Origin of the sequence: Mesorhizobium sp. M0815 (assembly GCF_040319995.1) — a bacterium.
Classification (GTDB): domain Bacteria; phylum Pseudomonadota; class Alphaproteobacteria; order Rhizobiales; family Rhizobiaceae; genus Mesorhizobium.
In genome coordinates, this window is the sequence record NZ_JAMYOU010000007.1 from 61140 (window position 1) to 87028 (window position 25889).

At 64.0% G+C, this 25889-nt stretch carries 24 protein-coding genes; 13 read left to right on the forward strand and 11 right to left on the reverse strand.

Going from position 1 to position 25889, the window contains the following annotated elements; all coding sequences use genetic code 11:
* The first annotated feature begins 4 nt into the window (after nucleotides 1-4).
* The 5 genes from NKI01_RS10715 (at nucleotide 5) to NKI01_RS10735 (ending at nucleotide 8217) form a co-directional block, all read left to right on the forward strand.
* Nucleotides 5-763: a nucleotidyltransferase family protein gene (locus NKI01_RS10715; RefSeq protein WP_352963094.1), complete on the forward strand. Its 759-nt coding sequence runs from the start codon at nucleotides 5-7 to the stop codon at nucleotides 761-763.
* On the forward strand, nucleotides 760-3897 hold the full coding sequence (gene addB, locus NKI01_RS10720) for a double-strand break repair protein AddB (RefSeq protein ID WP_023718285.1): 3138 nt from the start codon (nucleotides 760-762) through the stop codon (nucleotides 3895-3897). Before NKI01_RS10715 ends, addB begins: the two co-directional genes overlap by 4 nt.
* A complete protein-coding gene (gene addA / locus NKI01_RS10725) occupies nucleotides 3894-7406 on the forward strand; it encodes a double-strand break repair helicase AddA (RefSeq protein WP_352963097.1) in 3513 nt (1170 codons plus the stop codon). Before addB ends, addA begins: the two co-directional genes overlap by 4 nt.
* A 73-nt stretch (nucleotides 7407-7479) precedes the next feature.
* Nucleotides 7480-7803 (forward strand): thioredoxin, encoded by a 324-nt coding sequence (trxA, locus tag NKI01_RS10730; RefSeq protein ID WP_023677558.1) that lies wholly within the window; start codon nucleotides 7480-7482, stop codon nucleotides 7801-7803.
* A gap of 132 nt (nucleotides 7804-7935) precedes the next feature.
* Nucleotides 7936-8217, forward strand: coding sequence for a cupin domain-containing protein (locus tag NKI01_RS10735; protein WP_023718287.1), 282 nt, complete (start codon nucleotides 7936-7938; stop codon nucleotides 8215-8217).
* A gap of 46 nt (nucleotides 8218-8263) precedes the next feature.
* Here NKI01_RS10735 and NKI01_RS10740 read toward each other — a convergent pair whose 3' ends face one another.
* The 6 genes from NKI01_RS10740 to NKI01_RS10765 form a co-directional block, all read right to left on the reverse strand.
* Nucleotides 8264-8683 carry a VOC family protein gene (locus NKI01_RS10740; protein ID WP_352963100.1) on the reverse strand — a complete coding sequence of 140 codons (420 nt, stop codon included), beginning with the start codon at nucleotides 8681-8683 and terminating at the stop codon, nucleotides 8264-8266.
* A 62-nt stretch (nucleotides 8684-8745) separates the two neighbouring features.
* Nucleotides 8746-10071 carry a bifunctional folylpolyglutamate synthase/dihydrofolate synthase gene (locus NKI01_RS10745; RefSeq protein ID WP_352847680.1) on the reverse strand — a complete coding sequence of 442 codons (1326 nt, stop codon included), beginning with the start codon at nucleotides 10069-10071 and terminating at the stop codon, nucleotides 8746-8748.
* 62 nt (nucleotides 10072-10133) lie between these two features.
* Entirely contained in the window at nucleotides 10134-11060 is a 927-nt protein-coding gene (gene accD, locus NKI01_RS10750; protein ID WP_352547985.1) for an acetyl-CoA carboxylase, carboxyltransferase subunit beta, read from the reverse strand.
* A gap of 95 nt (nucleotides 11061-11155) precedes the next feature.
* Nucleotides 11156-11995 (reverse strand): tryptophan synthase subunit alpha, encoded by an 840-nt coding sequence (gene trpA / locus NKI01_RS10755; protein ID WP_352484473.1) that lies wholly within the window; start codon nucleotides 11993-11995, stop codon nucleotides 11156-11158.
* A gap of 2 nt (nucleotides 11996-11997) precedes the next feature.
* Nucleotides 11998-13248: a tryptophan synthase subunit beta gene (gene trpB / locus NKI01_RS10760; protein WP_023718292.1), complete on the reverse strand. Its 1251-nt coding sequence runs from the start codon at nucleotides 13246-13248 to the stop codon at nucleotides 11998-12000.
* 33 nt (nucleotides 13249-13281) lie between these two features.
* Complete coding sequence (locus tag NKI01_RS10765) at nucleotides 13282-13941, reverse strand: phosphoribosylanthranilate isomerase (protein ID WP_352963191.1); 660 nt, start codon at nucleotides 13939-13941, stop codon at nucleotides 13282-13284.
* Nucleotides 13942-14108: 167 nt separating this feature from the next.
* On the opposite strand from NKI01_RS10765, the gene NKI01_RS10770 reads away from it, so the two are divergent.
* Entirely contained in the window at nucleotides 14109-14327 is a 219-nt protein-coding gene (locus NKI01_RS10770; protein WP_023718294.1) for a hypothetical protein, read from the forward strand.
* A gap of 8 nt (nucleotides 14328-14335) precedes the next feature.
* Here NKI01_RS10770 and NKI01_RS10775 read toward each other — a convergent pair whose 3' ends face one another.
* The 4 genes from NKI01_RS10775 to NKI01_RS10790 all read right to left on the reverse strand — a co-directional run bounded on the left by NKI01_RS10775 (nucleotide 14336) and on the right by NKI01_RS10790 (nucleotide 17703).
* A complete protein-coding gene (locus NKI01_RS10775) occupies nucleotides 14336-15094 on the reverse strand; it encodes a M48 family metallopeptidase (protein WP_352963103.1) in 759 nt (252 codons plus the stop codon).
* 98 nt (nucleotides 15095-15192) lie between these two features.
* The gene (locus tag NKI01_RS10780) at nucleotides 15193-15669 is read right to left on the reverse strand and encodes a DUF2852 domain-containing protein (protein ID WP_352963106.1); all 477 of its coding nucleotides are present in this window, start codon (nucleotides 15667-15669) and stop codon (nucleotides 15193-15195) included.
* A 116-nt stretch (nucleotides 15670-15785) separates the two neighbouring features.
* Entirely contained in the window at nucleotides 15786-16928 is a 1143-nt protein-coding gene (locus NKI01_RS10785; RefSeq protein ID WP_352484470.1) for a benzoate/H(+) symporter BenE family transporter, read from the reverse strand.
* Between the two features lie 4 nt (nucleotides 16929-16932).
* Entirely contained in the window at nucleotides 16933-17703 is a 771-nt protein-coding gene (locus NKI01_RS10790) for an alpha/beta hydrolase (RefSeq protein WP_023718298.1), read from the reverse strand.
* A 214-nt stretch (nucleotides 17704-17917) separates the two neighbouring features.
* Here NKI01_RS10790 and infC point away from each other — a divergent pair, with 214 nt between their 5' ends.
* The 7 genes from infC (at nucleotide 17918) to NKI01_RS10825 (ending at nucleotide 24569) form a co-directional block, all read left to right on the forward strand.
* Nucleotides 17918-18454, forward strand: coding sequence for a translation initiation factor IF-3 (infC, locus tag NKI01_RS10795; RefSeq protein WP_023677573.1), 537 nt, complete (start codon nucleotides 17918-17920; stop codon nucleotides 18452-18454).
* A 202-nt stretch (nucleotides 18455-18656) separates the two neighbouring features.
* On the forward strand, nucleotides 18657-19298 hold the full coding sequence (locus NKI01_RS10800) for a methyltransferase family protein (RefSeq protein WP_023718299.1): 642 nt from the start codon (nucleotides 18657-18659) through the stop codon (nucleotides 19296-19298).
* A 178-nt stretch (nucleotides 19299-19476) separates the two neighbouring features.
* Nucleotides 19477-19680, forward strand: coding sequence for a 50S ribosomal protein L35 (gene rpmI / locus NKI01_RS10805; protein WP_006201248.1), 204 nt, complete (start codon nucleotides 19477-19479; stop codon nucleotides 19678-19680).
* A 148-nt stretch (nucleotides 19681-19828) separates the two neighbouring features.
* On the forward strand, nucleotides 19829-20230 hold the full coding sequence (rplT, locus tag NKI01_RS10810; protein ID WP_006201247.1) for a 50S ribosomal protein L20: 402 nt from the start codon (nucleotides 19829-19831) through the stop codon (nucleotides 20228-20230).
* Nucleotides 20231-20326: 96 nt separating this feature from the next.
* The gene (gene pheS, locus NKI01_RS10815; RefSeq protein ID WP_352963109.1) at nucleotides 20327-21412 is read left to right on the forward strand and encodes a phenylalanine--tRNA ligase subunit alpha; all 1086 of its coding nucleotides are present in this window, start codon (nucleotides 20327-20329) and stop codon (nucleotides 21410-21412) included.
* A 106-nt stretch (nucleotides 21413-21518) separates the two neighbouring features.
* Nucleotides 21519-23927, forward strand: a complete 2409-nt coding sequence (gene pheT, locus NKI01_RS10820) for a phenylalanine--tRNA ligase subunit beta (protein ID WP_352963112.1) — start codon at nucleotides 21519-21521, stop codon at nucleotides 23925-23927.
* 39 nt (nucleotides 23928-23966) lie between these two features.
* Nucleotides 23967-24569 (forward strand): nucleotidyltransferase family protein, encoded by a 603-nt coding sequence (locus NKI01_RS10825; RefSeq protein ID WP_352858938.1) that lies wholly within the window; start codon nucleotides 23967-23969, stop codon nucleotides 24567-24569.
* Nucleotides 24570-24837: 268 nt separating this feature from the next.
* Here NKI01_RS10825 and NKI01_RS10830 read toward each other — a convergent pair whose 3' ends face one another.
* Nucleotides 24838-25833: an aldo/keto reductase gene (locus NKI01_RS10830; protein ID WP_352963117.1), complete on the reverse strand. Its 996-nt coding sequence runs from the start codon at nucleotides 25831-25833 to the stop codon at nucleotides 24838-24840.
* Nucleotides 25834-25889: the final 56 nt, after the last annotated feature.

The window sequence follows — 25889 nt, forward strand, 5'->3', positions numbered from 1 at the left end:
ACCGATGCCGACGACCGCCATGGTGCTTGCCGCCGGGCTCGGCAAGCGCATGCGGCCGATCACCGAGACCATGCCGAAGCCGCTGGTCAAGGTCGCCGGCAGGACATTGCTCGACTGGGGGCTGGACAGCCTAGCCGAAGCCGGTGTCGCCAAGGCCGTCGTCAACGTCCATTACCTGCCGCAACAGATCGTGGACCATGTAGCCCGCCGCAGTGCGCCGAGAATCGTCATCTCGGATGAGAGCAGCGGCCTGCTCGACTCTGCCGGCGGCATCGTCAAGGCATTGCCCAAGTTAGGGGCACCCTTCTATGTGCTCAACGCCGACACCTTCTGGATCGACAGGGGCGTTTCCAATCTCAGGCGACTTGCCCTTGCATGGGAGGGCGCGACAATGGACATTCTGCTGATGCTTGCGGATCTCCAGTCGGCAACCGGACATAGCGGCGGCACCGATTTCCTGATGGCGCCGGACGGCGCGTTGCGGCGTGCGAACAACGATCCGGCCGGCCTGATCTATGCCGGCGCCGCAATCGTCCATCCGCGCATCTTCAAGGACGCGCCGGCCGGCCCGCTGTCGCTCAACGCCTATTTCGATGCGGCAATCGCCGCCGGCCGCCTGTTCGGCATGACGATGCGTGGCCATTGGATCACTGTCGGTACACCCGACGCGATCCCGCGGGCGGAAGCAGCGGTCGCCGCCGCGCTTGCCGGCACGCCTGATGCTCTTGCTGAGGCACCCGGCGCTCTTACCGAGTCGAAATGAGCGGCTCCCGCCGCGTTTTCTCGATCCCGCCCGGAGCGCCGTTCCTGCCGACGCTGGCCGAGGCGCTGCTTGCAGGGCGCCTGGTTCCCGGCTTTGCCTATGATGGCGATCCGCTGGTGCTGGCCGATCTCACCATCTACGTGCCGACGCGCCGTGCAGCGCGGGCGCTCCGCGGCGTCTTCGTCGATGCTCTCTCGCGCTCGGGAAGCCGTTCGGCGATCCTGCCGGTCATCCGCCCACTTGGTGAGTTTGATGAAGATGAAGCCGCCTTCGAGACGGAAGCTTCGGCCGCCATCGACTTTGCGCCGCCGATCGCCGCGGTCGAGCGTCTTCTGCTGCTTGCGCCGCTGGTGCGGGCGTGGAAACGCCGCCTGCCGGCACATGTCGCGGCATTGTTCGACGAGGAGATCGTCATCCCGGCCTCCGCCGCCGACGCCATCTGGCTGGCGCGCGACCTTGCACGGCTGATGGATGAGATCGAGACGGAAGGCACGGATTGGGCGAGGCTCGCCGACCTTGTAACCGGCAACCTTGCAGGCTGGTGGCAGGTGACGCTCGATTTCCTGACCATCGTGACTGAGAACTGGCCGAAGCTGCTCGAGGAACGCCGTCGCTCCAATCCGGCAGCGCATCGCAATGCCCTGATAAGGCTGGAAGCGGCGCGGCTGAAGCGCAATCCACCCGCCGGGCCGGTGATCGCCGCCGGCTCTACCGGCTCCATCCCCGCCACGGCCGAGCTGCTTGCCGTAATCGCCGGTCTGCCCAATGGCGCTGTTGTGCTGCCCGGCCTCGACCGGACGCTGGACGAGCCGTCCTTTGCCGCCGTCAGTGCACCTGGTGCGCGGCCGGCTTTGCTTGGCCATCCGCAATACGGCCTGGCAAAGTTGATCGGCAAGATCGGGGTGCTTCGGGCCGATGTCGGGGAGCTTGCTGTTGCGCCGCGGCCACTTGCGCTGCGCGCCGCACTTGTCGGCGAGGCGCTGCGGCCGGCGGAGACCACCGAGCTCTGGGCCGAGACGCGCGCGCGCTTCACCGCTGGCGATAGTGCCGAGGCCTTCGCTGGTGTGACGCTTCTCGAGGCCGCCAGCGAACGCGACGAAGCCGTGGCGATCGCCGTTGCGCTCAAACAGGCCGTCGAACGGCCCGGCCAGCGCGCCGCACTGGTCACCGGCGACCGCGCGCTGGCGCGACGCGTCTCGGTCGAGCTGTTGCGCTTCGGCGTCGCCGCCGACGATTCCGGCGGCACGCCGCTCATCAACACGCCAGCCGCCAGCCTGCTCCGGCTGGCGCTTCAGGCGGCGTTCCGCCCGGGCGATCCGGTCGCCCTGCTGTCACTGCTCAAGCATCCCTTGCTTGGCCTCGGCCTGGAGCGGGCAAGCGTCCGCCATGCGGCCGAAATCGTCGAACTCGTGGCGCTGCGCGGCGGCACCGGTCGCCCGGACGTCGCGTCGCTGCCGCAACTCTTCGGTGCCCGGCTTGCCGAATTCGACGACGGCGGCAATCGCCGCCCGCCTTTCTGGCGATCGCGCCTCTCGGTCAGGCGCATCGAACAGGCGCGCGATCTGCTGATCCGGCTAACGGCTGCGCTGGCGCCGCTGGTTGCCTTTCGCGGCGAGGAGAATGCCGATCTTGCCACGCTTGTGCGCGCCAGTGTCGGCGTGCTCGAAAGCCTCGGCCGCGCTGCTGACGGAAGCCTCAGCGAACTCTATGCCGGCGATGCCGGTGAAAAGCTTGCCGAGCTCTTGCGCGGTCTGGTCGCGGCCTCGGTGTCGTTCTCCTTCGCCGCGGACGAATGGCCCGATGTGATGGAGGCGCTGATTGCGCCCGAAATGGTCAAGCCGGCGCAGGGCACCGACAGGAGCATCGCCATCTGGGGCGTGCTGGAAGCGCGGCTTCAGGATATCGACACGCTGGTCGTCGGCGGACTCAACGAAGGCGTGTGGCCGCGCAAGCCGGAGAGTGACCGCTTTATGTCGCGGCTGATGAAGACCGGCATCGATCTTGAACCGCCGGAGCGGCGCATCGGCCTTGCCGCCCATGATTTCCAGATGGCCATGGGCGCCAAAAAAGTGGTGCTGGCTCGCTCCGCCCGTTCCGGCGACGCTCCGTCGGTGCCGTCGCGCTGGCTGCAGCGTATCCTTACCTTCGTCGGCGAGGACCATGCTGTGGCACTTCGCCGGCGCGGCGATGAACTGCTTGCCTGGGCGCGTGCGCTTGATGCCGGCGAAAAGCAGGACTTTGCGCCGAGGCCGCAGCCGAAACCGCCGCTCGCCCTGCGGCCGCACCACTTCTCGGTCACCGAGATCGAGACGCTACGTCGCGACCCATATGCGGTCTATGCCAGAAGGATACTCGGCCTGATGCCACTCGATCCGGTCGTTCGTGATCCGGGCGCTGCCGAGCGCGGCACGCTGTTTCACGCCATTCTGCACCTCTTCTCAGCGAGGGTGGCCGACCCGCGCGCGCCGGAGGCGCTGGACGGGCTCATCGCCGCCGGCCGGTCCTGCTTTGCCGAGGCTGCCCTGCCCGCCGATGTCGAGGCGGTGTGGTGGCCGCGCTTCGAAAAGCTTGCCGCCGGCATTATCGAATGGGAGCGCGGCCGGGCCGCCGCCGTGGTACGGCGGCACGCCGAGGAACGCGCCGAAAAGACCGGCGTCGGCCGATCCGGCGTGACCCTGTCCGGCTATGCCGATCGCATCGATCTGCTGGCCGGCGGCATGGCCGACATCCTCGATTACAAGACCGGCTCCTCGCCATCCAAAGCGCAGGCGCACACGCTGCTCGCGCCGCAACTGGCGCTGGAGGGCGCGCTGCTGCGTCGCGGCGCCTTCAAGGAGCTTGGCGCATGCGAGCCGTCGCAATTGGCCTTCGTGCGGCTGAAGCCGAACGGAGAGGTGTTCGAGGAATCGATCCTCGAATACAACCGCAAGCCGCGAACCGCCGCCGATCTCGCCGAAGAGGCTTGGGCGCGGCTGGAAAAACTGCTGATCCACTACGCCGACCCGGCGACCGGCTATCTGTCGCGGGCGCTGCCGTTCCGCGAAGGTGAGACCGACGGCGACTACGACCATCTCGCCCGCGTGCTGGAATGGTCCGCCGGCGGCGACGCCGACGAGGAGGGAGGGGAGGCGTGAAGAAGGCCTATCCCATCCCGAGCGACACCGCCGCCAGCCAAGCGAGCGCCTCCGACCCGCATAACTCCGCATGGGTGTCGGCAAACGCCGGATCGGGCAAGACCCATGTGCTCGCCCAGCGCGTCATCCGGCTTTTGCTGCGCGGCACCGATCCGTCCAAGATCCTGTGCTTGACCTATACGCGCGCCGCCGCCGCCAACATGTCGAACCGGGTGTTTTCGACCCTATCGCAATGGACGGCGCTTGGTGATGCCGAGCTCTCGACACGGATAGAGGCGCTGGACAGCCGCCAGCCCGACCGCGAAACCATGCGCCAGGCGCGGCGGCTGTTTGCCGAGGCGCTGGAAACACCGGGCGGGCTGAAGATCCAGACCATTCACGCCTTCTGCGAATCGGTGCTGCATCAGTTCCCGCTGGAAGCCAACATCCCGGCGCATTTCGAAATGCTTGATCCGCAAATGGAGGCTTCGCTGTTCGCCGCCGCCCGCCGCGACATGATCTCCGGCGGCGTTGCAGGCGATGCGGCACTGGCCGAGGCTTTCGCCACCGTGCTGGAGCGCGGCGGCGAACATGGGCTCGACGCGTTGCTAGGCGAGATCGTGCGCAAGCGCGACGGTTTGCGCACCTTCGTCGCCGCGGCCGGCGGCGATGGTTTTCAGGCGCTGTTCGACGAGTTCCATTTCCGCGCCGGCCAGACCGCCGAAGGCATCGCCGCCTCGGTCTGGCCGCTGCCCGGCTTCCTGCCGGATTATCTCGTCACCTTTTCACGGGCGGCCGAGGCCGCCGATGCGCGCATCGTGCTGAACAATCTGCTGCCATACGCCCGTCTTGCCTTTGCCGAGGACGATCCGGTCCGACGCCTGAATTTGCTCTCCAAGGCTTTCTTGAGGGCCGATGGCGAGCCTTATGATCCGGCAAAGACGTTCAAGAAGGCGCTGCTCGACCGGCTGCCCGATCTTGCCGAACGTTATCTCGTGGCGGTCGACGCCATTCTCGAAATCTCCGACCGCCTGGCCTTGTTCAGGATGTTGGAAGGCACGCGTGCCGCGCTGACCATCGCCGACTGGCTGATCGCCCGCTACGAGCAATTGAAGCGCGCCCGCGGCTTCCTCGACTTCAACGACCTGATCACCCGCACTGTCAATCTACTGGCGCGGCCCGACGCCGGCCCATGGGTGCAATACAAGCTCGACCAGGGCATCGACCACATCCTCCTCGACGAGGCGCAGGACACCAGTCCCGACCAGTGGGACGTGGTCAAGCGGCTGGCGGAGGAGTTCTTTGCCGGGCTCGGCGCCCGCGACGCCGTCCACCGCACCATCTTTGCGGTCGGTGACGAAAAGCAGTCGATCTATTCCTTTCAGGGGGCCGCCCCGGATTCCTTTGCTGACAGCCGGCTTTTGTTTGCCGGCAAAGTTAGAAGCGCCGCCGCCGCCTTCGCCGATCTCAAGCTGACCTGGTCGTTCCGCTCGACCGACGACGTGCTTGCGGCGGTGGATCGTGTCTTTGCCGACCCGAACGTGCGGCGCGGCATCAGCCACGATCCCGATCCGCTCGACCACAAGGCGATCCGCACCGATGCGCCGGGTTATGTCGAGGTCTGGCCGTCGATCGGCGCCGATGTCGTCGACGAACCAGACGATTGGACGCAAGCGGTCGACCATGCCCATGCGCCGGCAGTACGCGTCGCTGAAAACGTCGCGGCAACCATTGCCGGCTGGATCGGCGGCGGCGAGACTATCGAAGGCCGCGGCAAGAAACTGCGGCCCGGCGACGTGCTGGTGCTGGTGCGCAAGCGCGATCGCTTCGTCCATGCGCTGACGCGGGCGCTGAAGCGCCGCGACATTCCGGTGGCCGGCGCCGACCGGCTCAGCCTGCCCGGCCACATCGCGGTGAAGGACCTGATCGCACTCGGCCATTTTCTCATCCAGCCGCAGGACGATCTGTCGCTGGCCGCCGTGCTGCGCAGCCCGATCTTCGATGTCTCGGAAGAGCAGCTTTTCGCGCTTGCTGCCGAGAGGCCGTCGGGCGTCTCGCTGTTCGCCTCGCTGCGCCGGCATGCCGGCGAAAGCGAGGCGTTGGCCGCCGTCGTCAGCCGGCTCGACACATGGTCGAACGAAGTCGCATTCAAGCCGGTGTTCGAATTTTACGCCGGAGCTCTCGCCCGCGACGGCCTGCGCAAGAAGATGATCGCGCGGCTCGGTCCGGAGGCCGGCGACATCCTCGACGAATTCCTGAATTTCTGCCTGGCCGAGGAGCGGACCGGCCTGCCGGGACTGGAATCCTTCCTGTCGACATTGGAAAACGCCGGCCCCGAGATCAAGCGCGAAATGGACCAGACCCGCGACGAGGTTCGCGTCATGACCGTGCATGCCGCCAAGGGCCTGGAAGCGCCGGTGGTATTCCTGGTCGATGGCGGCTCCGCGCCGTTCAGCGACCAGCACCTGCCGAGATTGATGCCGTTCGAAGGGTCGGGCGACTGCTGGGAGGGCAAGGGCTATCTCTGGCGGTCGGCCAGCGATGTCGCCAATGGATTTTCACGCGCCGCATCGGCCCGCGCCCGCGAGCTCGCCGACGACGAATACCGCCGGCTGCTCTATGTCGGCATGACTCGCGCCGAGGATCGGCTGATCGTCTGCGGCTACCATGGCAAGCGGGCGCAGAATACCGGCACCTGGCATTCGGTCGTCAGCCGCGCGCTGGTCGGCGCCGCTGAAAGCGCGGAACGCCGGCATCCCGCCACTGGCGAGACCGTGCATCGTTTCCAGGTGACGAAGCTGCCGCCCATGCCACTGGCGGCAGTGGATGAGGCACGGCAGGCGGAACGCTTTGCGCCACTGCCGGAAACCCTGTTCCAGCCTTTGCCGCCTTTCGAGGAACTGCCGCGGCCGCTCTCGCCGTCCGGCGCCTCGGTGCTGATCGACGAGGCGCGGCAAGCGGTGGCCGACACGCGTTCGCCGGTATTGGATGCCGACGCCGAGCCCGGCTTTGCCGTGATTCGCGGGTTGGCGCTGCACAAATTGCTGCAGATGCTGCCCGGCATCGCCGAGGGAAAACGCCAGGATGCCGCCGAGCGCTATTTGGCGCGCGCCGGAGCTCAATGGCCTGAAGACGAGCGCGACAAAGCCTTGGCTGGCGTTTCCAGAATTCTTGCCGACAGCCGCTTCGCGCCGCTGTTTGCACCAAACTCGCGCGCTGAAGTCGCCATCATGGGCAGCCTGGAGGTGAGGGGCAAACTGCGCTTGATCTCCGGCAAGATCGACCGGCTGGCAGTAACGCCGGACAAGGTTTCGATCGTCGACTACAAGACCAATCGGCCAGCGCCAGCTACGCTCGCCGAAGTGCCGCAAGCCTATGTTCTGCAACTCGCACTTTATCGCGCGCTGCTTCAGCCGCTCTATCCGGGACGCGAGGTCTCGGCGGCGCTGCTGTTCACCGAGGCGCCGCGGCTGATCGAACTGCCGGCGGCCGCAATGGACGACGCGCTTGCTAGACTCACGGGAGCGTGACACAACACTTGCTTGAAGACGGACACGATCACCACCACATTTGGTGCGACGAACAAATCGAAAGGATCTCAGCATGGCCACCGTCAAGGTCGACAAGAGCAATTTCCAGGCCGACGTGCTCAACGCCAAAGAGCCGGTCGTGGTCGATTTCTGGGCGGAATGGTGCGGCCCGTGCAAGATGATCGCCCCGGCGCTTGAGGATATCGCCATCGAACTCGGCAGCAAGATAAAGATCGCCAAGCTCAACATCGATGAGAATCCTGAGTTGGCCGCGCAGTTCGGCGTGCGCTCGATCCCGACGCTGATGATCTTCAAGGGCGGCGAAGTCGCCGATATGAAGGTCGGTGCTGCGCCGAAAACGGCATTGTCGCACTGGATCAACGGCAGTCTCGCCTGATCCGATCAAAATTTTGCAGAAAAGCCCGGCCTCGCGCCGGGCTTTCTTTTGCTGGCGTCATTGGTGGGCCGCTCTGGCACTCGCGGCTTGCCGCCCCGTATTCTTCTCTTCTGAATACAAAGGAGAAGCGATATGACCGGATCCGCCAAGGCCACCGTCTTCATCGACAATGAGCGCGTCATCGTCACCGAATACCGCTTCGCCCCGGGCGACAACACCGGCTGGCACCGCCATGGCCACGACTATGTGATCGTGCCGTTGACCGACGGCAAGGTGAAGCTCCTGACCAAGGATGGCGAATCCTTCGCCGAAATGAAGAAGGGCGCGCCGTATTTCCGCAACGAGGGCGTCGAACATGACGTCATCAGCGCGAACGACGGCGAATTCGCCTTTATCGAGGTCGAGCTGAAGTAATCCACCAAGCATCGGCTGCGCCGCCACATTGTCCGGCGACGCGCGATCACCAATCCGCGATACGATCGCCGCCGACGAATTGTGCGCTTTTCTCAGTGTATTCGAACAGTTCGATCTTCACGCCGTTGGGGTCGCGGATCCAAGCCTGGTAGGTGTCATCGCACCCGCGTTTCTTTGAGGTGACATCAACCCCCTTTGACCTCAGGTGGGCGATCGCGGCGTCGATGTTTTCCACTTCGAGGCAGAAGTGGTTGATCTGGTTCAAGTCGCTATAGCTCGCGCCGTCTTTCTGGAACACCTCGACATGGCTACGGCTGCCGCAATTGAGATAGAAGCCGAAAATCTTGCCGTCGCGCAGGAAATTGAACTGCGTATCCATGCCGAGGACGTCCCGATAGAAGCTTCGCGTCTTCTCTAGGTCATTCGCGAAAATGCAAACGTGAGCGAGCTGCTTTACCTTGATCATGATTGGCTCCTCGCGGTGATCTGATAGGTGTGGCGTCATCATGGCCCGGGTGGAGGCACGCCTCAAACCGGCGGTGTGCCGTTTTCGGCCAATACCGCACCGGCCAGGTAAAGCGATCCGCCGATCAGGATTCGCGGCGACGGTCCGTCCCACGTGTCGCGCAGCAGCATCAGCGCATTGGCGACGGAACTGACGGGTTCGGCCGACAGGCCGGCCTCGATGGCGCGCGTCGCCAGTTCGTCGTTCGGCACGCCCGCGTCGCTCGTGCTCACCGGCACGGTGTAAACGTGCCGCACCAGCCCTTTGAAGGCACGGAAATAGCCGCTTTGGTCCTTGGTGTTGATCATGCCCGAGATCAGGAACAGCGGCCGCGGGTTCTTGTCCTCTTGCTCGGCCAGCGCCTCGGCGACGACCACGCCAGCGCCGGGATTGTGGCCGCCGTCGAGCCAGATGTCGGCGCCCTTCGGCGCCAGTTCGCTCAGCCGGCCCTGAGGCAGCTTTTGCATGCGGCCCGGCCAGGCGACATTCGTCATCGCCTTCTCGGCGGCGCGGTGGCTGATCTCGAAGCCCGCCGCCTTGACCGCTGCGATCGCCGCTGCCGCATTGGCGAATTGATGGCGCCCCGGCAGGCGCGGCGGCGGCAGGTCCATCAATCCGTCTTCGTCCTGATAGACCATGCGGCCGTTTTCCTCATAGGCGAGGAAATCCTGGCCATAGACGAAGGCGGGGCAGTCGAGCCGTTCGGCGGTTTCGATGAGCACCTGCTGCGCCGTCTCGCTTTCCTGCGCGCCGATGACGACCGGGCATCCACGCTTGATGATGCCGGCCTTTTCGGCGGCGATCAGTTCAACGCGGTCGCCGAGATAGGCTTCGTGGTCGAGCGAGACCGGCATGATCACCGACACGGCCGGCTCGGCGATGACATTGGTGGCGTCGAATCGGCCGCCAAGGCCGACCTCGAGGATGACGGCATCGGCCGGATATTCGGAAAACAGCACGAAGGTGACTGCGGTGAGGATTTCGAACACGGTGATCTTCTGGCCTTGATTGGCCTTGGCGACGCGGGCGATGGCTTCGGCGAAGACCTTGTCGTCCACCAGCCTGCCGCCGCCATCGGCGGCCAGTCGGTAGCGCTCATGCCAGTTCACCAGATGTGGCGATGTGTGGACATGGACGCGGTAGCCGGCGGCTTCGAGCAGCGCCCGTGAAAAGGCGGCACAGGAGCCCTTGCCGTTGGTGCCGGCGATGTGGATGACCGGCGGCAGCTGGTCCTGCGGGTTGCCGAGGCGCTCGAGTAGCCGCGAAATGCGGTCAAGCGAAAGGTCGAAGCCCTTCGGGTGAAGCGCCATCAGGCTTTCGATTTCGCGGTCGGCGGCAAGCGTGGTCATGAAGGAATCCTAAGCGTGCGCACAACGGCACACAACAGCCGCCCGCGCCGCATGATGTCGTGTCAGGCTTGCGGCCTGGCCTCGACCGGGATCACCGACGGCGGCAGGATTTCCGGCTCCTGCGATTTTTGCTCTTCCGGCAGCTTGAGCAGCATTCTCAGCAGCCGCGCAATCGTCTGGCGCATCTCCAGCCGTGACACCACCATGTCGACCATGCCGTGTTCCATCAGATATTCGGCGCGCTGGAAGCCGTCGGGCAGCTTTTCCCTGATGGTCTGCTCGATGACGCGCGGGCCGGCAAAGCCGATCAGGGCGCCGGGCTCCGCAATGTGCACGTCACCCAGCATGGCGTAGGAGGCGGTGACGCCGCCGGTCGTCGGGTTGGTCAGGACGACGATGTAGGGAAGGCCGGCCTCCTTCAGTCTGTCGACGCCGACCGTGGTCCGCGGCAACTGCATCAGCGACAGGATGCCTTCCTGCATACGGGCGCCGCCGGAGGCCGCAAACAGGATCAGCGGCCGCTTGCGCTGCAGGGCGACCTCAAAGCCATGCACGATGGCGTCACCGGCCGCCATGCCGAGCGAGCCGCCCATGAAGGCAAAATCCTGCACCGTCACCACCACCGGCAGGCCTCCGACGGTACCCAGCGCATTGATGATGGCGTCTTCCATGCCGGTCTTGGCCTTGGCATCCTTCAGCCGGTCTACATAGCGCTTCTCGTCGCGGAACTTGAGTGGATCCTGCACCACCTTGGGGTTTTCCAGCGTTTCGTATTTGCCGTCGTCGAGGAAGAACTTCAGCCGTTCCTTGGCCGATATCTTCATATGGTGGCCGGAGGACGGGATGACGAACTGGTTCTGCTCCAGATCCTTGTGGAACACCATTTCGCCGGTCTCGGGATCCTTGATCCACAGGTTTTCCGGCATGTCGGTGCGGCGGCCGAGCATCGAATTGATCTTCGGGCGGACGTAATTGGTGATCCAGTTCATCGCTTCGGCTCCTGTCCTTACGAAGAGTTAGACCATGATCCCGAAAAGTGGAAACCGGTTTTCGGCAAAGATCATGGTCAACCAGATGATCAAGACTATTCGGCGGCAGCAAGGCGAGCCGCGCGAACCCCTTGCGACAGCCCGCTGACCAGCGTGGCGACGGCTTCTGCCGGATCGGCGGTCTTTTCGCCCTTCGGCCCGAGCACGTTGGCGACCGCATTGACGATCGCCGTGCCGACGACGACGCCGTCGGCCGAGGCACCGATGGTGCGCGCCTGCTCGGCGGTCTTGACGCCGAAGCCGACGCAGACGGGCAGGTCGGTATGGCTCTTGATGCGCTTGACCGCTGCCGCCACCTTGCCGGTGTCGGCCAGCGCCGAGCCGGTAATGCCGGTCATCGAGACATAGTAGACGAAGCCCGACGTGTTCTGCAGCACCTTGCGCAGGCGCTTGTCGTCGGTGGTCGGGGTCGCCAGCCGGATGAAGTTGATGCCGGCCTTGAGTGCCGGGATGCAAAGCTCCTCGTCCATCTCCGGTGGCAGGTCGACGACGATCAGCCCGTCTATGCCGCTGGCCAGCGCGTCGCTCAGGAAGCGCTTGACGCCGTAGATGTAGATCGGATTGTAGTAGCCCATCAAGACAATCGGCGTTTCATTGTCGCCGGCGCGGAATTCCGAGGCCATCTTCAGCGTCTTGACCAGTGTCTGGCCGCCCTTCAGCGCCCGCAGGCCGGCCGCCTGGATCGCCGGGCCGTCGGCCATTGGATCAGAAAACGGCATGCCGAGCTCGATGATGTCGCTGCCGGCGCCAGGCAGCGCCTTCATGATCGACAGCGACGTGTCGTAGTCGGGGTCGCCGCCCATGAAATAGGTGACGAGTGCCGGTCGGCCTTCGGCCTTCAGCTTCGCCATGCGGCGGTCGATACGGGTGGTCATGATCAGATCTCCATGCCCAGCATATTGGCCACCGTATGCACGTCCTTGTCGCCGCGGCCGGACAGATTGACGATGACGATCTGGTCCTTGTCCATATCAGGCACGATCTTCACCGCCTGCGCGATAGCGTGGGCGGATTCCAGCGCCGGAATGATGCCCTCGACGCGCGTCGTCAGCTGAAACGCCTCGAGCGCCTCGTCGTCGAGGATCGGCACATAGTCGACGCGGCCGGAATCGCGCAGCCACGAGTGCTCCGGCCCGACGCCGGGATAGTCGAGCCCGGCCGAGATCGAGTGGCCGTCCATGATCTGGCCGTCGGCGTTCTGCAGGAGGTAGGTACGGTTGCCATGCAGCACGCCGGGCGCGCCGGCACTCATCGAAGCGCAATGCTCGATGCCATCGAGGCCGCGGCCGCCGGCTTCGACGCCGATGATGCGAACCTCTTTGTCGTCGAGGAAGGGATGGAACAGGCCGATGGCGTTGGAACCGCCGCCGACACAAGCGATGATGGTGTCCGGCAGCCGGCCTTCCTGCTCGAGGATCTGGGCGCGCGCCTCGGTGCCGATCACCGATTGGAAGTCGCGCACCAGCTCTGGATAGGGGTGGGGGCCGGCGGCGGTGCCGATCAGGTAATAGGTGTCCTCGACATTGGTCACCCAGTCGCGCAACGCCTCGTTCATGGCGTCCTTCAGCGTGCCGTGGCCGGCGGTCACCGGCCGCACTTCCGCGCCCAGAAGCTTCATGCGAAAGACGTTGGGGCTTTGCCGGGCGACATCGGTCGCGCCCATATAGACGATACAGGGAAGCCCAAAGCGCGCCGCCACTGTAGCGGAAGCGACGCCATGCTGGCCGGCTCCGGTCTCGGCGATGATCCTCGTCTTGCCCATGCGCTTGGCGAGCAGGATCTGGCCGAGGCAGTTGTTGATCTTGTGCGAGCCGGTGTGGTTCAGATCCTCGCGCTTGAAATAGACCTTTGCGCCGCCCCCGAGGCCCTTCGCTGCGGAAACCTCGCGAAGATGCCTGGTCAAGCCTTCGGCGAAATAGAGCTTCGACGGCCGCCCGGCGTAATGCGTCGAGAGATCGGTCAGTTCGGCCTTGAAGTCCGGATCGTTCTTGACCTCGTTCCAGTGCCGCTCCAGCTCAAGGATCAGCGGCATCAGCGTTTCGGCAACGAAACGACCGCCAAAAATGCCGAACATGCCCTGCTCGTCGGGGCCGGTGCGGAAGGAATTCGGTATCGCCGGCTTATCCATCGCCGATCTCCTGGTCTGTGGTTTGAAGCGTGGTCAGGCGGCGCGGTTGTCGCGTGCTGCCCCGACGGCCCGGAAAAATTGTTCGATCAGCGCCGGTTCCTTGACCCCCGGCGCGCTTTCCACGCCTGAGGAAAGATCTATTCCGCGCGGGTTCGCCAGCCGAAGGGCGTCGCCGATATTGCCGGCATTGAGCCCACCGGAAAGCATGTAATCGACGCCGGCGTCAAGGCCGGTCAGAATGCGCCAGTCGAAGGCAAGACCGTTGCCGCCCGGCAGTTCCGAACCCTTAGGCGGCTTGGCATCGAACAGAAAGCGGTCGGCAATGCCGATGAAGGGTTTAACCCGCTCGAGATCGGCAGCCTCGCTGACCGGCAGTGCCTTCATCACCGGCAAGCCGTAGCGCGCCTTCACCTCAGCCACCCGGTCGGGCGTTTCGGCGCCGTGAAGCTGCAGCATGTCGGGCTGCATTTTTTCGACGATCTCGTCCAGGAACGCGTCGCTGGCGTCGACCGTCACCGCAACCGCCTTGGTCTTGCCGCGCGCCGCTTCGCGCAGGCGGCCGGCTTCCACCGGCTCGACATAGCGCGGGCTTTTGGCAAAGAAATTGAAGCCGACATGGCTGGCGCCGCCGGCCAATGCCGCGGCCAGTGCCTTGTCAGTCTTCAATCCGCATATCTTGATGTCCAGCGCCATGGCGCGGGATTGGCACGAAACGACCAAAGAGTCGAGAAAAAGCATCCTGTTTGCCGCCGGCGCGGAACGCGCTACCTTGCTAATGTAAGAGCGGAACGCGCCACCTTGCTAATATAAGAGCGCAACGCGCTACCTTGCTCAGGCACAAAGGCGGGAGAACAAAGACCATGCCGGAAAAGACCGTCGCGGAACTCAGGCAAAAGCTGGCGCAGGCCCATGAGGTCATCGCTCATTTGATGGACAAGGCAGCCTTCAACGGCGCGGAGGCGCATCGGGCGCTGGCTTATTTCAGCAACGATGGCTTCGAGAAGGATTTTCTGCCTTGGCCGCGCCATGTCGATGAGGGGTTGCGGCCGGAGGAGTTGAACGCGGCGAATGACGATTGATTGGACAACTACTCGAACGTGATCGCCTGCAGCGCGCCGCCATTGCGCTTGAGCCAATCCTTGCAGCGCTCGGTGTCCGGGCACAGCTGCTCGCATAATTTCCAGAATTTCGGGCCGTGGTTCATCTCCTTGAGATGCGCCACCTCGTGCGCCACGAGGTAGTTTATCACCGGCCGCGGCGCCATCATGATGCGCCAGGAAAACGACAGATTGCCGTCCGACGTGCAGGACCCCCAGCGGCTCGACGTATCCTTGAAGCGGATCGCCTTGGCGCGCTTGCCGACCGCAGCACTGTGCTTGGTCACCAGCGCCTCGATCTCGCGCTTGGCTTCGCGCTTGAGGAAATCGGCGATGCGGCGCGGCAGATGCAGGCGCTCACCGTGCACGATCATCAGCGGACCGCGCTCGTCGCGCGACAGCGTGACTGTACCGCGTTTCGACGGTTCATGGACGATGCGATGCGGCACACCGCGCACCGGTATCTTGATGCCGGGCCGCACCTGCGGCCGGTTGGGCACCTTGGCCAGCCTTTGCTCCAGCCAGTCCTGATGACGGTCGAGGAATTTTTCCACCTCGCCGCGCCGCAGCCCCGGCGGCACGGTGATGCGCAGGCCGCGGCCGCCGGAATCGATGCGCAGCGTCAGGCGCCGCGCCCTGTCGTTCTCGACGATCTTGAGCGGCAGCGTGCGGCCGGCAACGCAATGCTCGCGCTCCACGACGGGCGTGGGCTTGGGTTTCGTCGGGGTGCGAAAGAAGCCGAAGGACATTCCGGGACGATACGTGATTCGAGGGAAACGACTAGAACAAAAAAGAAACGGCGCCGCTGACGCGACGCCGTTGGATTATCTATCTGGGCACGGGACCCTTACTCGTCGAGCAGGCCTGGCGTGGGCTTGCCGGTGGTTTTGTTGTTCGTCGTCGACCCGGTCATGGGAGACGTCGACTTGTTGCGGTTGGCCATGAAACGATCGAACTCTTCCTGGTCCTTGGCGCGGCGCAATTCGCGGGCATATTCGTCGAACTCGCTCAGCATCTCGTCGAGCTTGCGGCGTTCCTCGGCAAGCCGCTCGAGTTCCTTTTCGCGCCAGTCGTCGAAAGCGACGTTGCCGGTGCGGGCGGAGCCATGGCCCCAGCGCGCGGCCTTGTCGGAACCGCGGCGGCAGCCGGCGAAGATGCCGTCGGTGGCGCGGTTGACGTCACGCTTGAAGCCGTCGAGCCGGTCGCCCCAGATGATGTAGGCGAGCATGGCGAAGCCGAGCGGCCAGAACACCATGAACCCGATCACCATCAGCGCGATGGTCGCCGGCGTCCAGGCCGGACGGATCAATGCAGATGTGTTCATTTCTCCCAATCCTTCAGTTGGAGACAGCCAAATCCGGCTGCGTGGAATCGAAATGGGATGGAGAAAACGGCGATTCAAGACAGCAACCGCCAAAACCGGACAAGCGGCTGAAATGATTATCGCTTTTTGAGCATTTCAAGGAAAAGCACGACCAATCCGGCGATCAGGCCCCAGAACGCCGCACCGACGCCGAACAGCGTCAGCCCCGATGCGGTGACGGCGAAGGTGACGGTAGCGGCCATCCGCTCGTCCTCGTCTTTCAAGGCGATCGACAGCGCATTGGCGAGCGGTGCCATCAGCGCCAGGCCGGCGACCAGCGCGATCAGGCTCTGCGGCAATACGGCGAAGATCGCCACCAGCGAGGCGCCGAACAGGGCAAAGACAAGATAGGCCAGCGCGTAGAACGGGCCGGTCTTCCAGCGCTCGGCCGGATCGGGATGCACGTCGGGTCCGGTGCAGATCGCCGCCGAGATCGCCGCAAGATTGGTCGTCGAGGCGCCGAACGGCGCCGTCAGCAGCGAAAACAGGCCGGTGACGCCGATCAGCGGCCCGGGTTCGGGATGATAGCCGGCTGCCCTCAGCACGGCGAGGCCGGATAGGTTCTGCGAGGCCATGGTGACCAGATAGAGCGGCAATGCCAGGCCGATGATCGAAGCGGCGGTGAACTGCGGCATTACCAGCGTCAAGCTCGAGAGTTCCGGTGCCGGCAGACCGCCGACCCGGTCGGTAAGAAAGGCCGCGAGACCGCCGCCGATCAGCACCAACAGCACCGACAGCGCCGGGTTGAACAGGCGGATGACGAAGAAGACCGCAACCAGCGGCAGGATCAGCCAGGGGTCGACGGGCACGGTCTTCACCGCATTGATGGCGAAGGTTACGACGATGCCGGCCAGCATTCCGGACGCGACCGAAGCCGGTATTCTGGCGATCAGCTTGGTCAATGGCCCGAACAGGCCGGTGGCGACCAGCAGGACCCCGGTGACGATGAAGGCGCCAACCGCCTCGCCCATCGAAAAGCCGGTCGATGCGGCGATCAGCGCGACGCCCGGCGTCGACCATGCGGTGATGACCGGCATTTTCGTGCGCCACGACAGCCACAGGCTCTCGATGGCCATCGCCAGGCAGAGTGCCGTCACCCAGCTTGCGGTCTCGACCTGCGTTGCGCCGACCGCCTTGGCGGCGGCAATGACGATGGCCAGCGTACCGCCGAAGCCGACGATCGCCGCCACAAAGGCGGACACCGGAATGGAAATGCGCATATCTCTATCCCGCCTGCCGCACCATCGCGTCCACCGCCCGCACCAGCATGTCGAGATCCTGAGGTCGCGACAGGCGGTGGTCGCCGTCCGGAATGAGCGACAGCGTGACGTCGTCGGCCGGCAGCTGGCCGACCAGCTTCAGCGCATGGCTCGACGGCACGTCGGGATCGGCCAGGCCTTGCAGGATATGGACCGGGCAGTGCGTGTCGATCGGCCCGGTCATCACCCGGTTGCTGCGGCCGTCCTCGATCAGTGCGCGCGTGTAGATGTACGGTTCGACGGAATAGTCCGACGGCTCTTCGAAGAAACCCTTTTTCCTGAGGTCGCGCTTCTGCGCTCCGGTCAGCACCGGCTCCACCAGTTCGAACGTGAAATCGGGCGCCGGGGCCAGCAGCACAAGGCCGGCGACGCTGTTCTCGCCCGCCTTACGCAATTCCTGCACCATGCGCAGCGCGATCCACGCGCCCATCGACGAACCAACCAGGATTTGCCTGCCCTGGGTGAAGCGGCGGAAAACCGCCAGGCTCTCGCCCAGCCATTTCGAGATGGTGCCGTCGGCAAAGGCGCCACCCGATTCGCCATGGCCGGAATAATCGTGGCGCAGGAAGGCCCGGCCTTCTTTGCGCGTCCATTCCGACAGGGTTTCGGCCTTGGTGCCCAGCATGTCGGATTTGTAGCCGCCAAGCCAGACGATGCCGGGCTCGGCACCTGCCGCATGCCTGACGGCGATGCTCGTCCCGTCGACGTCTAGGAAGATCGGGGTGGTGGTGCTCATGGTGTATTCCCTCGCGCCGGTCTTTTGGCACAAGCGGGGGTTCAACGAAAAGTGCTCTGTTACTTTCTTCGCTTGGTGCAGAGGAGCATTCATCGAGCAGGTGATTTCCTGAGAATGCTGTGCTATTGACTCCGACCGCGCGCTCACCACATTGCGCGTTCGCAATTCTGAACTGAAGAACCCCTTAACGAAACGGCTCAAGGAGACCACGACCATTCGCAGACCTTTCAAAGCAGCGGCGCCCACCAAGGAAGGCCCGCGCTCCAACCGTGATATCCGGGTTCCCCGGGTCCAGCTAATCGACGCCGAAGGCCAGAACCGGGGCGATGTCTCCATCAACGACGCATTGCTGCTCGCCGAAGAGGCTGGGCTCGATCTGGTCGAGATATCGCCCAATGCAGTGCCGCCCGTCGTAAAGATCCTCGATCTCGGGAAGCTGAAATACGCCAACCAGAAGAAGGCGGCCGAGGCGCGCAAGAACCAGAAGGTCATCGAGATCAAGGAGATCAAGATGCGCCCGAACATCGACAGCCACGACTATGAGACCAAGATGAAGGCCGTCCGGCGCTTTTTCGAGGAAGGCGACAAGGTCAAGCTGACATTGCGCTTCCGCGGTCGCGAGATGGCGCACATGGAACTCGGCATGCAGCTTCTGAACAAGGTTCGCGAGGAAGTGGCGCCCATCGCCAAGGTCGAAGCCGAACCGAAGCTCGAAGGCCGCCAGATGATGATGGTGCTGGCGCCCCGCTAAAGCGCGTTGCGCTTTGGTTCTGTTTTGTGCATGTCGTTGTCCCAAAACCGCTGCGCACTTTTGGGCGACATGCATTAAATCCGCCTGAATCATGTTGCAAGGCGTCCCGGCGATCGGCGGGGCGCCTGTTTTCTTGGCCAGACGCTGCGATCGCCGGCGAGAGCAACGACGCTCTGGTTCCCTCGACGATCGGATTCCCGACATGGTCAATGAAGTCAGATACGCGCAAGTTAAGCACGGGCTTGGCAGCTACCAGCATATGCGCAGGATGGTACTTGCCGTTCTCATCATGGTGATGTTCGCGGCGCTGCTGTTCGGCCAGTCGGTTTTCCCGCCCGATACGCCAGTGCATGAAACGATCGAAATGGTCGGCGTCGTGCTGATCTTTCTCGGCATCGTCGGGCGCTTGTGGTCGACGCTTTACATCGGCGGACGCAAATCCTCCGAAGTGGTGACCGGCGGACCCTATTCGATCACGCGCAACCCACTCTACCTTTTCTCCACTTTAGCTGCCGCTGGTGTCGGCGCACAGATCGGCTCCATCGCGGCCACGATCGGCTTTGGAGCGCTCTGCGCGGGTGCCTTCTACATCGTTATCCTGCGCGAGGAGAAATTCCTCAAGGAGGTTCTCGGCGCGCCATACCAGGCCTATCTGGCGAAAGTGCCGCGCTTCTTCCCGAAACTGTCACTGTATCAGGAAGGCGACACCGGCAGCTTCAAGCCGCGCCTGCTGCGAACCACGTTACTGGACGGGCTGGTGTTCCTCCTTGCCTTGCCGGCTTTCGAACTGATCGACGGCGCCCAGCAGTCGGGCATATTACCGGTGCTGTTCCGTTTCCCCTGAGCACTACAAGGTTGCTGAGCGCTGGGTGTTGCGCGCGCCCTCGCTTTGACGTATATGACTGCGTTCCAAAAAAACCGCCCGGCAGGGCATGCCGTGGCGGTTTCATTTGCTTTTCGGGCTTTGGTCGGCCTGAAGCGAACAAAAAGCGCATTGGTGCGCATATAAACGGAGTAGCAAAATGCCCAAGATGAAGACCAAATCGGCCGCCAAGAAGCGGTTCAAGATCACAGGTACGGGTAAAGTTCTGTCGGCTGCGGCCGGCAAGCGTCACGGCATGATCAAGCGTTCCAACAAGTTCATTCGAAATGCCCGCGGCACGATGGTTCTGGCTGAACCGGATGGCAAGAAGGTCATCAAGAATTTTCTGCCGAACGGCCTCTAGGGCATGATGCCAAAAAGTTGCAGACTTTTTGGAAAACATCATGCGCCAAAATAAGGGCATTCGGTCTGGACACGCATTTGTTTTACGCAATTCCGAACGGAAAACCGCTAGGCACTTTTCCTGGAATTGCTTTTAAGGAGATCATGACATGGCACGCGTAAAGAGAGGCGTCACCTCGCACGCCAAGCACAAGAAGGTCCTGAAAGCCGCCAAGGGTTTTTACGGCCGCCGCAAGAACACCATTCGCATCGCCAAGCAGGCGGTGGAAAAGTCGCTGCAGTACGCCTATCGCGACCGCAAGAATCGCAAGCGTTCGTTCCGCGCGCTGTGGATCCAGCGCATCAATGCGGCGACGCATGAGCATGGCTTGACCTATGGCCGTTTCATCGACGGTCTCAACAAGGCCGGCATCGAGATCGATCGCAAGATCCTGTCGGACATGGCCATCCACGAGCCGCAGGCTTTTGCCGCACTCGTGGCCAAGGCCAAGGTCGCGCTCGAATACCTCAAGAACACCACGCCGAACGCTTTTGAAAGCGCTGTCGCTTAAGACCAGCGCTTCCCAAGCTATTCGACACTTGATTTGGGAAACCCGCGCTGGCAGGGCTGGCGCGGGTTTTTCTTTGCTTCCAATCGGGTCTGGAACATGAGTGACATGGAAACTCTCGAAAATTCCCTGATGGCCGAGATCGCCTCTGCCGCCGACGAGCAGGCAATCGAGGCGGTGCGTGTCTCTGCCCTCGGCAAGAAGGGTTCGGTCTCTGAGATACTGAAGACACTCGGCTCGATGAGCGCCGAGGAGCGCCAGGTCAAAGGCCCGGCAATCAACGGCCTCAAGAACCGCGTCACAGAGGCACTTTCGGCGCGCCGCGCCGAGCTGAAAGATGTGGCGATCACGGCACGGCTTGCCGCCGAGAAGGTCGACGTCACCTTGCCGGTGCGACAATCGCCGGCCGAGCGCGGCCGCATCCATCCGATCAGCCAGGTTATCGACGAGATCGCGGCGACCTTCGGCGATCTCGGCTTTGCCATCGCCGAAGGTCCCGACATCGAGACCGACTACTACAATTTCACCTCGCTGAACTTCCCGGAAGGCCACCCGGCGCGCGAGATGCACGACACCTTCTTCTTCCAGCCGGACGAGCAGGGCGAACGCAAGCTTTTGCGCACCCACACCTCGCCGGTGCAGATCCGCACCATGGAGATGCAGAAGCCGCCAATCCGCATTGTCATTCCTGGCAAGACCTACCGGCAGGATTCCGATGCCACCCACTCGCCGATGTTCCATCAGGTCGAGGGGCTGGTGATCGACAAATCGGCCAACGTCGCCAACATGAAGTGGGTACTGGAGGAGTTCTGCAAGGCCTTCTTCGAGGTGCCGAGCGTCAAGATGCGCTTCCGGCCGTCCTTCTTCCCCTTCACCGAGCCCAGCCTCGAGGTCGACATCCAGTGCGACCGTTCGCGGCCGGGCGAGGTGCGCTTCGGCGAAGGCTCAGATTGGCTGGAGATCCTCGGCTGCGGCATGGTCCACCCCAATGTGCTCCGTTACGGCGGGCTCGATCCCGACGAATACCAGGGCTTTGCCTGGGGCATGGGCATCGACCGCATCGCCATGCTGAAATACGGCATGCCGGACCTGCGCGCCTTCTTCGACGCCGATGTGCGCTGGCTGTCGCATTACGGTTTTAGGCCGCTCGACATGCCGACGCTGTTTGGGGGCTTGAGCGCATGACAATCGGGCCGCAGCAAATCCGCGGGCAGGTCGCCTTCCTGCACATGTCCGACGCGCGGCCGCATAGCTTCAAGTGCAGCGTGCCCAGACCAGACGGAACACAGTCATGAAACTCACCCTCTCCTGGCTCAAGGATCATCTCGAGACCGATGCCTCGCTGGCGGAAATCGTCGAACGTCTCACCTCGATCGGCCTCGAGGTCGAGCATGTCGACGACCGGGCGAGCCTGAAACCTTTCGTCATCGCCAAGGTGCTGACGGCAGTCCAGCATCCCGACGCCGACCGGCTGCGCGTGCTGACCGTCGACACCGGCGACGGCAGGGCGCCGGTGCAGGTTGTCTGCGGCGCGCCGAACGCCCGCGCGGGCCTGATCGGCGCCTTTGCAGCACCGGGCACCTATATTCCCGGCATCGACGTGACGCTGACCGTCGGCAAGATCCGCGGCGTCGAAAGCCACGGCATGATGTGCTCCGAGCGCGAGCTCGAACTGTCCGAGGAGCATGACGGCATCATCGACCTGCCGGCCGATGCGCCGGTCGGCACCAGTTTCGCCGCCTATGCCCATCTCGACGATCCGCTGATCGAAATCAATCTGACGCCGAACCGGCCGGATGCGACCAGCGTTTATGGCATCGCCCGCGATCTGGCGGCGAGCGGGCTCGGCACGCTGAAGAGCGCGCCGATAGAGCCGATCCCCGGCAAGGGCGAGACGCTGGTCAAGGTGACGATCGAAGCGCCGGAGCTCTGTCCCGGCTTTGCGCTGCGCCTGGTGCGCGGCGTCAAGAACGGACCGTCGCCGAAATGGTTGCAGCAAAGGCTTCTCGCCATCGGCTTGAGGCCGATCAGTGCGCTGGTCGACATCACCAATTATGTCACCTTCGATCGCGGCCGGCCGCTGCATGTCTTCGACGCTGCGAAGGTCACCGGCAATCTCACCGTGCGCCGGGCACGCGACGGCGAAAAGGTGCTGGCGCTCGACGGCCGCGAATACACGCTGACGCCGGAGATGTGCGTCATCGCCGACCAGGATGGTATCGAGTCGATCGCCGGCATCATGGGTGGCGAGCATTCCGGCTGCGACGAGAACACCACCGACGTGCTGATCGAGTCGGCACTTTGGGACCCGATCGCCACCGCCCGCACCGGCCGCACGCTCGGCATCATCACCGATGCACGCTACCGCTTCGAGCGTGGCGTCGACCCGGAAATGATGATTCCCGGTGTGGAGCTGGCGACGAGGCTGGTGCTCGATTTCTGCGGCGGTACGCCGACGCAAACCGAAGTCGTCGGCTATGCCGGCCATCGGCCGAAGATCGTCTCGTTCCCATTGTCGGACGTGAAGCGGCTGACCGGCATCGACGTGCCGCGCTCGACGAGCCTCGACATTCTTGCCCGCCTCGGCTTCAAGCCGGAGGGCACGGGCGATGTCGTCAATGTGGCGGTCCCGTCCTGGCGGCCGGATGTCGACGGCAAGGCCGACCTGGTCGAGGAGGTCATGCGCATCCACGGCGTCGACAATATCGCGCCGCAGCCGCTCGGCAGCCACGACGCGGTCAACGCCAAGATCCTGACTGTGCTGCAGATCCGCACCCGCGCCGCCAAGCGGGCACTTGCCGTGCGCGGCATGATGGAAGCCGTCACCTGGTCGTTCATTCCGGCAAAACACGCCGATTTGTTCGGCGGCGGCCAGCAGGCGCTGAAGCTTGCCAACCCGATCGCCGCCGATATGTCGGACATGCGGCCGTCGCTGCTGCCGGGCCTGATCGCAGCCGCGCAGCGCAACGCCGCCAAGGGCATCGGCGATGTCGCGCTGTTCGAAGTGTCGGGCACTTACGAGGGCGACGGCGCCGACCAGCAGCGGCGTGTTGCCGCCGGCGTTCGGCGCGGCACCGCCAAGCTCGAGGGCTCCGGCCGTCATTGGGCCGGCAACGCCGGCGCCGTCGGCGTCTTCGACGCCAAAGCCGATGCGATCGCAGCACTCGAAGCCTGCGGCGCGCCAGTCGAGCGGCTGCAGATCGAGGCCGGCAGCCCGGCCTGGTATCACCCCGGCCGCTCCGGCACGATCAAGCTCGGGCCGAAGGTAATCCTTGGCACGTTCGGCGAGTTCCACCCGAAGACGCTGGAGGGGCTTGACGTCTCCGGTCCGCTTTGCGGGTTTGAGGTGTTCATCGATGCCGTGCCCGAGCCGAAGGCCAAGCCGACGCGGACAAAGCCGAGGCTCGATCTGTCCGCCTTCCAGGCGGTCAAGCGCGATTTCGCCTTCGTCGTCGACAAGGCGGTCGAAGCCGGCACACTCGTTCGCGCCGCCCTTGCCGCAGACCGGAAGCTGATTTCCGGCGTCTCGGTGTTCGATGTTTTCGAGGGTGCAGCGCTCGGCGCGGCGAAGAAGTCGATCGCCATCGAAGTTTCGATCCAGCCGGTCGAAAAGACGCTGACCGACGAGGATTTCGAGGCGCTGGCCAAGCGCATCGTCGAGAATGTCGGCAAACAGACCGGCGGCGTGCTGCGCGGCTGAGGGATTGCGGACGCATGGCGAATCGCCCTCCAAAGGGCGATGAACCATTTGCGCTATTCAGGGCTGCCCTTCGAGGAACAGCGTGCAGCCTTTCTCGATATCGTCTCGGCCGATCCGCTGGTCGGCGAGACGCTGTCGCGGGTACGGGCGCTCGACCTCCCCGACTGGCTGGTCGTGTCCGGCGCGCTTTACAACAGCGTCTGGAATCATCTGACGGCGAAGCCTTCGGGATATGGCATTCGTGATGTCGATCTGTTCTATTTCGATGAGAGCGATCTGTCTTACGAGGCCGAGGACACGGTCATCCGCCGGGCGGCGAAGCAGTTCGAAGGACTGACGCTGCCGGTCGAAGTGCGCAACCAGGCGCGGGTGCATCTGTGGTTTGAGGCGCGCTTTGGCGGTTCCTATCCCAGACTGTCGTCGTCCGCCGAGGCGCTGTCCTATTTCGCTTCGAAAACCCATGCGGTCGGCGTTAGATTCGGCACCGATGGGCAACTCGCGCTCGTGGCGCCGTTCGGGCTCGACGACATCTTCTCGTTTCGCGTTACCCCGAACCGTGCACTGGATAATCGGCAGACGCACGAGATGAAGGGCGCGCGTGCGAGGGAGAACTGGCCGGAGATCAGTGTCGTGCCTTGGTAGGAAATGTCGGCGGGACAGCACTCCCCTCTGTCCTGCCGGACATCTCCCCTCAAGGGGGGAGATCGGCAGCTTCGGCGATCCGCTCGCTCCTGCAACGTCCGTGATTGGCGAAAGCCGAGGTGACGTCCAATCTCCCCCCTTGAGGGGGAGATGTCCGGCAGGACAGAGGGGGGTGCCTCGCGCCAATATCTCGCAATTATTTGCATTGCGGTGCGACCGAAAACGGGGCGCCGAAACGCCCCGTTTCGATTACGCCGTCGATCGCCGTTCAACCGTTGACCAGGGCCAGCAGCTCCTCGGTATAGCGCTTGCCGACCACCTTTTCCGGCGACAGCGCGTCGCCGATGGACGCCACTTCGGCCTGGCTCAGCACAATATCGGCTGCCGCCGTATTCTGCTCCAGATGGCGGATTTTTCGCGCGCCGGGGATCGGGACAATGAAGTCGCCCTGATGCAGCACCCAGGCGAGCGCCAGCTGCGCCGGCGTCACGCCCTTCTCGGCGGCCATCTTTTCCAGCACGGCGACGACCGCCGCATTGGCCGCCATGGCGTCGGCCTGGAAGCGCGGCAACCCGCGGCGCCAGTCGTCGGCGCCGAGAACATCGGGCTTGGCGATCGTGCCGGTGAGCAGGCCGCGGCCGAGCGGGCTATAGGGGACAAAGCCGATGCCGAGCTCGCGACAGACGGCAAACACCTCCTCCTCCGGATCGCGGCTCCACAGCGAATATTCGCTCTGCACCGCGGCGATCGGATGCACCGCATGCGCCCGGCGGATGGTCGCCGCACTCGCCTCCGACAGGCCGAGCGCCCGCACCTTGCCCTCGCGCACCAGCTCGGCCATGGCGCCGACCGTATCCTCGATCGGCACGTTGGGATCGACGCGGTGCTGGTAATAGAGGTCGATGACCTCCGTATCCAGCCGCTTCAACGACGCTTCGGCAACCGCCTTGACGTGTTCCGGGCGGCTGTCGACGCCGGCCATGCGCTCCATGCCGCTGCCTTCTTCCAGGATTTTGAAGCCGAATTTCGTCGCAATCGTCACCTTGTCACGCACCGGCTTCAGCGCCTTGCCAACCAGGATTTCGTTCTCGTAGGGGCCATAGACTTCGGCCGTGTCGAAGAAATTGACGCCGATGTCGACAGCGTGGCGCAGCGTGGCGATCGCGTCCGCCTCCGGCTGGCCACCATAGGCAAAGGTCATCCCCATGCAGCCGAGGCCGACCGGGTAGACGTCAAGTTCATTGCCGAGCTTGCGGGTTTGCATCACGTATCTCCTTGTTGTGATGGTTGTGATGCCGCAGAGATAGCGTCTTGCGCTGC

Excerpts from the sequence above, each read along its gene's own strand:
- NKI01_RS10825 (WP_352858938.1), top strand. The coding sequence starts at position 23,967 with ATGAACCATTTGCGCTATTCAGGGCTGCCCTTCGAGGAACAGCGTGCA.
- NKI01_RS10745 (WP_352847680.1), bottom strand. The coding sequence starts at position 10,071 with ATGACCACGCTTGCCGCCGACCGCGAAATCGAAAGCCTGATGGCGCTT.
- NKI01_RS10790 (WP_023718298.1), bottom strand. The coding sequence starts at position 17,703 with ATGAGCACCACCACCCCGATCTTCCTAGACGTCGACGGGACGAGCATC.
- rpmI (WP_006201248.1), top strand. The coding sequence starts at position 19,477 with ATGCCCAAGATGAAGACCAAATCGGCCGCCAAGAAGCGGTTCAAGATC.
- trpA (WP_352484473.1), bottom strand. The coding sequence starts at position 11,995 with ATGACCACCCGTATCGACCGCCGCATGGCGAAGCTGAAGGCCGAAGGC.
- pheS (WP_352963109.1), top strand. The coding sequence starts at position 20,327 with ATGAGTGACATGGAAACTCTCGAAAATTCCCTGATGGCCGAGATCGCC.
- NKI01_RS10770 (WP_023718294.1), top strand. The coding sequence starts at position 14,109 with ATGCCGGAAAAGACCGTCGCGGAACTCAGGCAAAAGCTGGCGCAGGCC.
- NKI01_RS10765 (WP_352963191.1), bottom strand. The coding sequence starts at position 13,941 with ATGGCGCTGGACATCAAGATATGCGGATTGAAGACTGACAAGGCACTG.
- addB (WP_023718285.1), top strand. The coding sequence starts at position 760 with ATGAGCGGCTCCCGCCGCGTTTTCTCGATCCCGCCCGGAGCGCCGTTC.
- NKI01_RS10715 (WP_352963094.1), top strand. The coding sequence starts at position 5 with ATGCCGACGACCGCCATGGTGCTTGCCGCCGGGCTCGGCAAGCGCATG.
- NKI01_RS10800 (WP_023718299.1), top strand. The coding sequence starts at position 18,657 with ATGGTCAATGAAGTCAGATACGCGCAAGTTAAGCACGGGCTTGGCAGC.
- pheT (WP_352963112.1), top strand. The coding sequence starts at position 21,519 with ATGAAACTCACCCTCTCCTGGCTCAAGGATCATCTCGAGACCGATGCC.
- rplT (WP_006201247.1), top strand. The coding sequence starts at position 19,829 with ATGGCACGCGTAAAGAGAGGCGTCACCTCGCACGCCAAGCACAAGAAG.
- NKI01_RS10775 (WP_352963103.1), bottom strand. The coding sequence starts at position 15,094 with ATGTCCTTCGGCTTCTTTCGCACCCCGACGAAACCCAAGCCCACGCCC.
- trpB (WP_023718292.1), bottom strand. The coding sequence starts at position 13,248 with ATGGATAAGCCGGCGATACCGAATTCCTTCCGCACCGGCCCCGACGAG.
- NKI01_RS10780 (WP_352963106.1), bottom strand. The coding sequence starts at position 15,669 with ATGAACACATCTGCATTGATCCGTCCGGCCTGGACGCCGGCGACCATC.
- NKI01_RS10740 (WP_352963100.1), bottom strand. The coding sequence starts at position 8,683 with ATGATCAAGGTAAAGCAGCTCGCTCACGTTTGCATTTTCGCGAATGAC.
- trxA (WP_023677558.1), top strand. The coding sequence starts at position 7,480 with ATGGCCACCGTCAAGGTCGACAAGAGCAATTTCCAGGCCGACGTGCTC.
- accD (WP_352547985.1), bottom strand. The coding sequence starts at position 11,060 with ATGAACTGGATCACCAATTACGTCCGCCCGAAGATCAATTCGATGCTC.
- NKI01_RS10830 (WP_352963117.1), bottom strand. The coding sequence starts at position 25,833 with ATGCAAACCCGCAAGCTCGGCAATGAACTTGACGTCTACCCGGTCGGC.
- NKI01_RS10785 (WP_352484470.1), bottom strand. The coding sequence starts at position 16,928 with ATGCGCATTTCCATTCCGGTGTCCGCCTTTGTGGCGGCGATCGTCGGC.
- NKI01_RS10735 (WP_023718287.1), top strand. The coding sequence starts at position 7,936 with ATGACCGGATCCGCCAAGGCCACCGTCTTCATCGACAATGAGCGCGTC.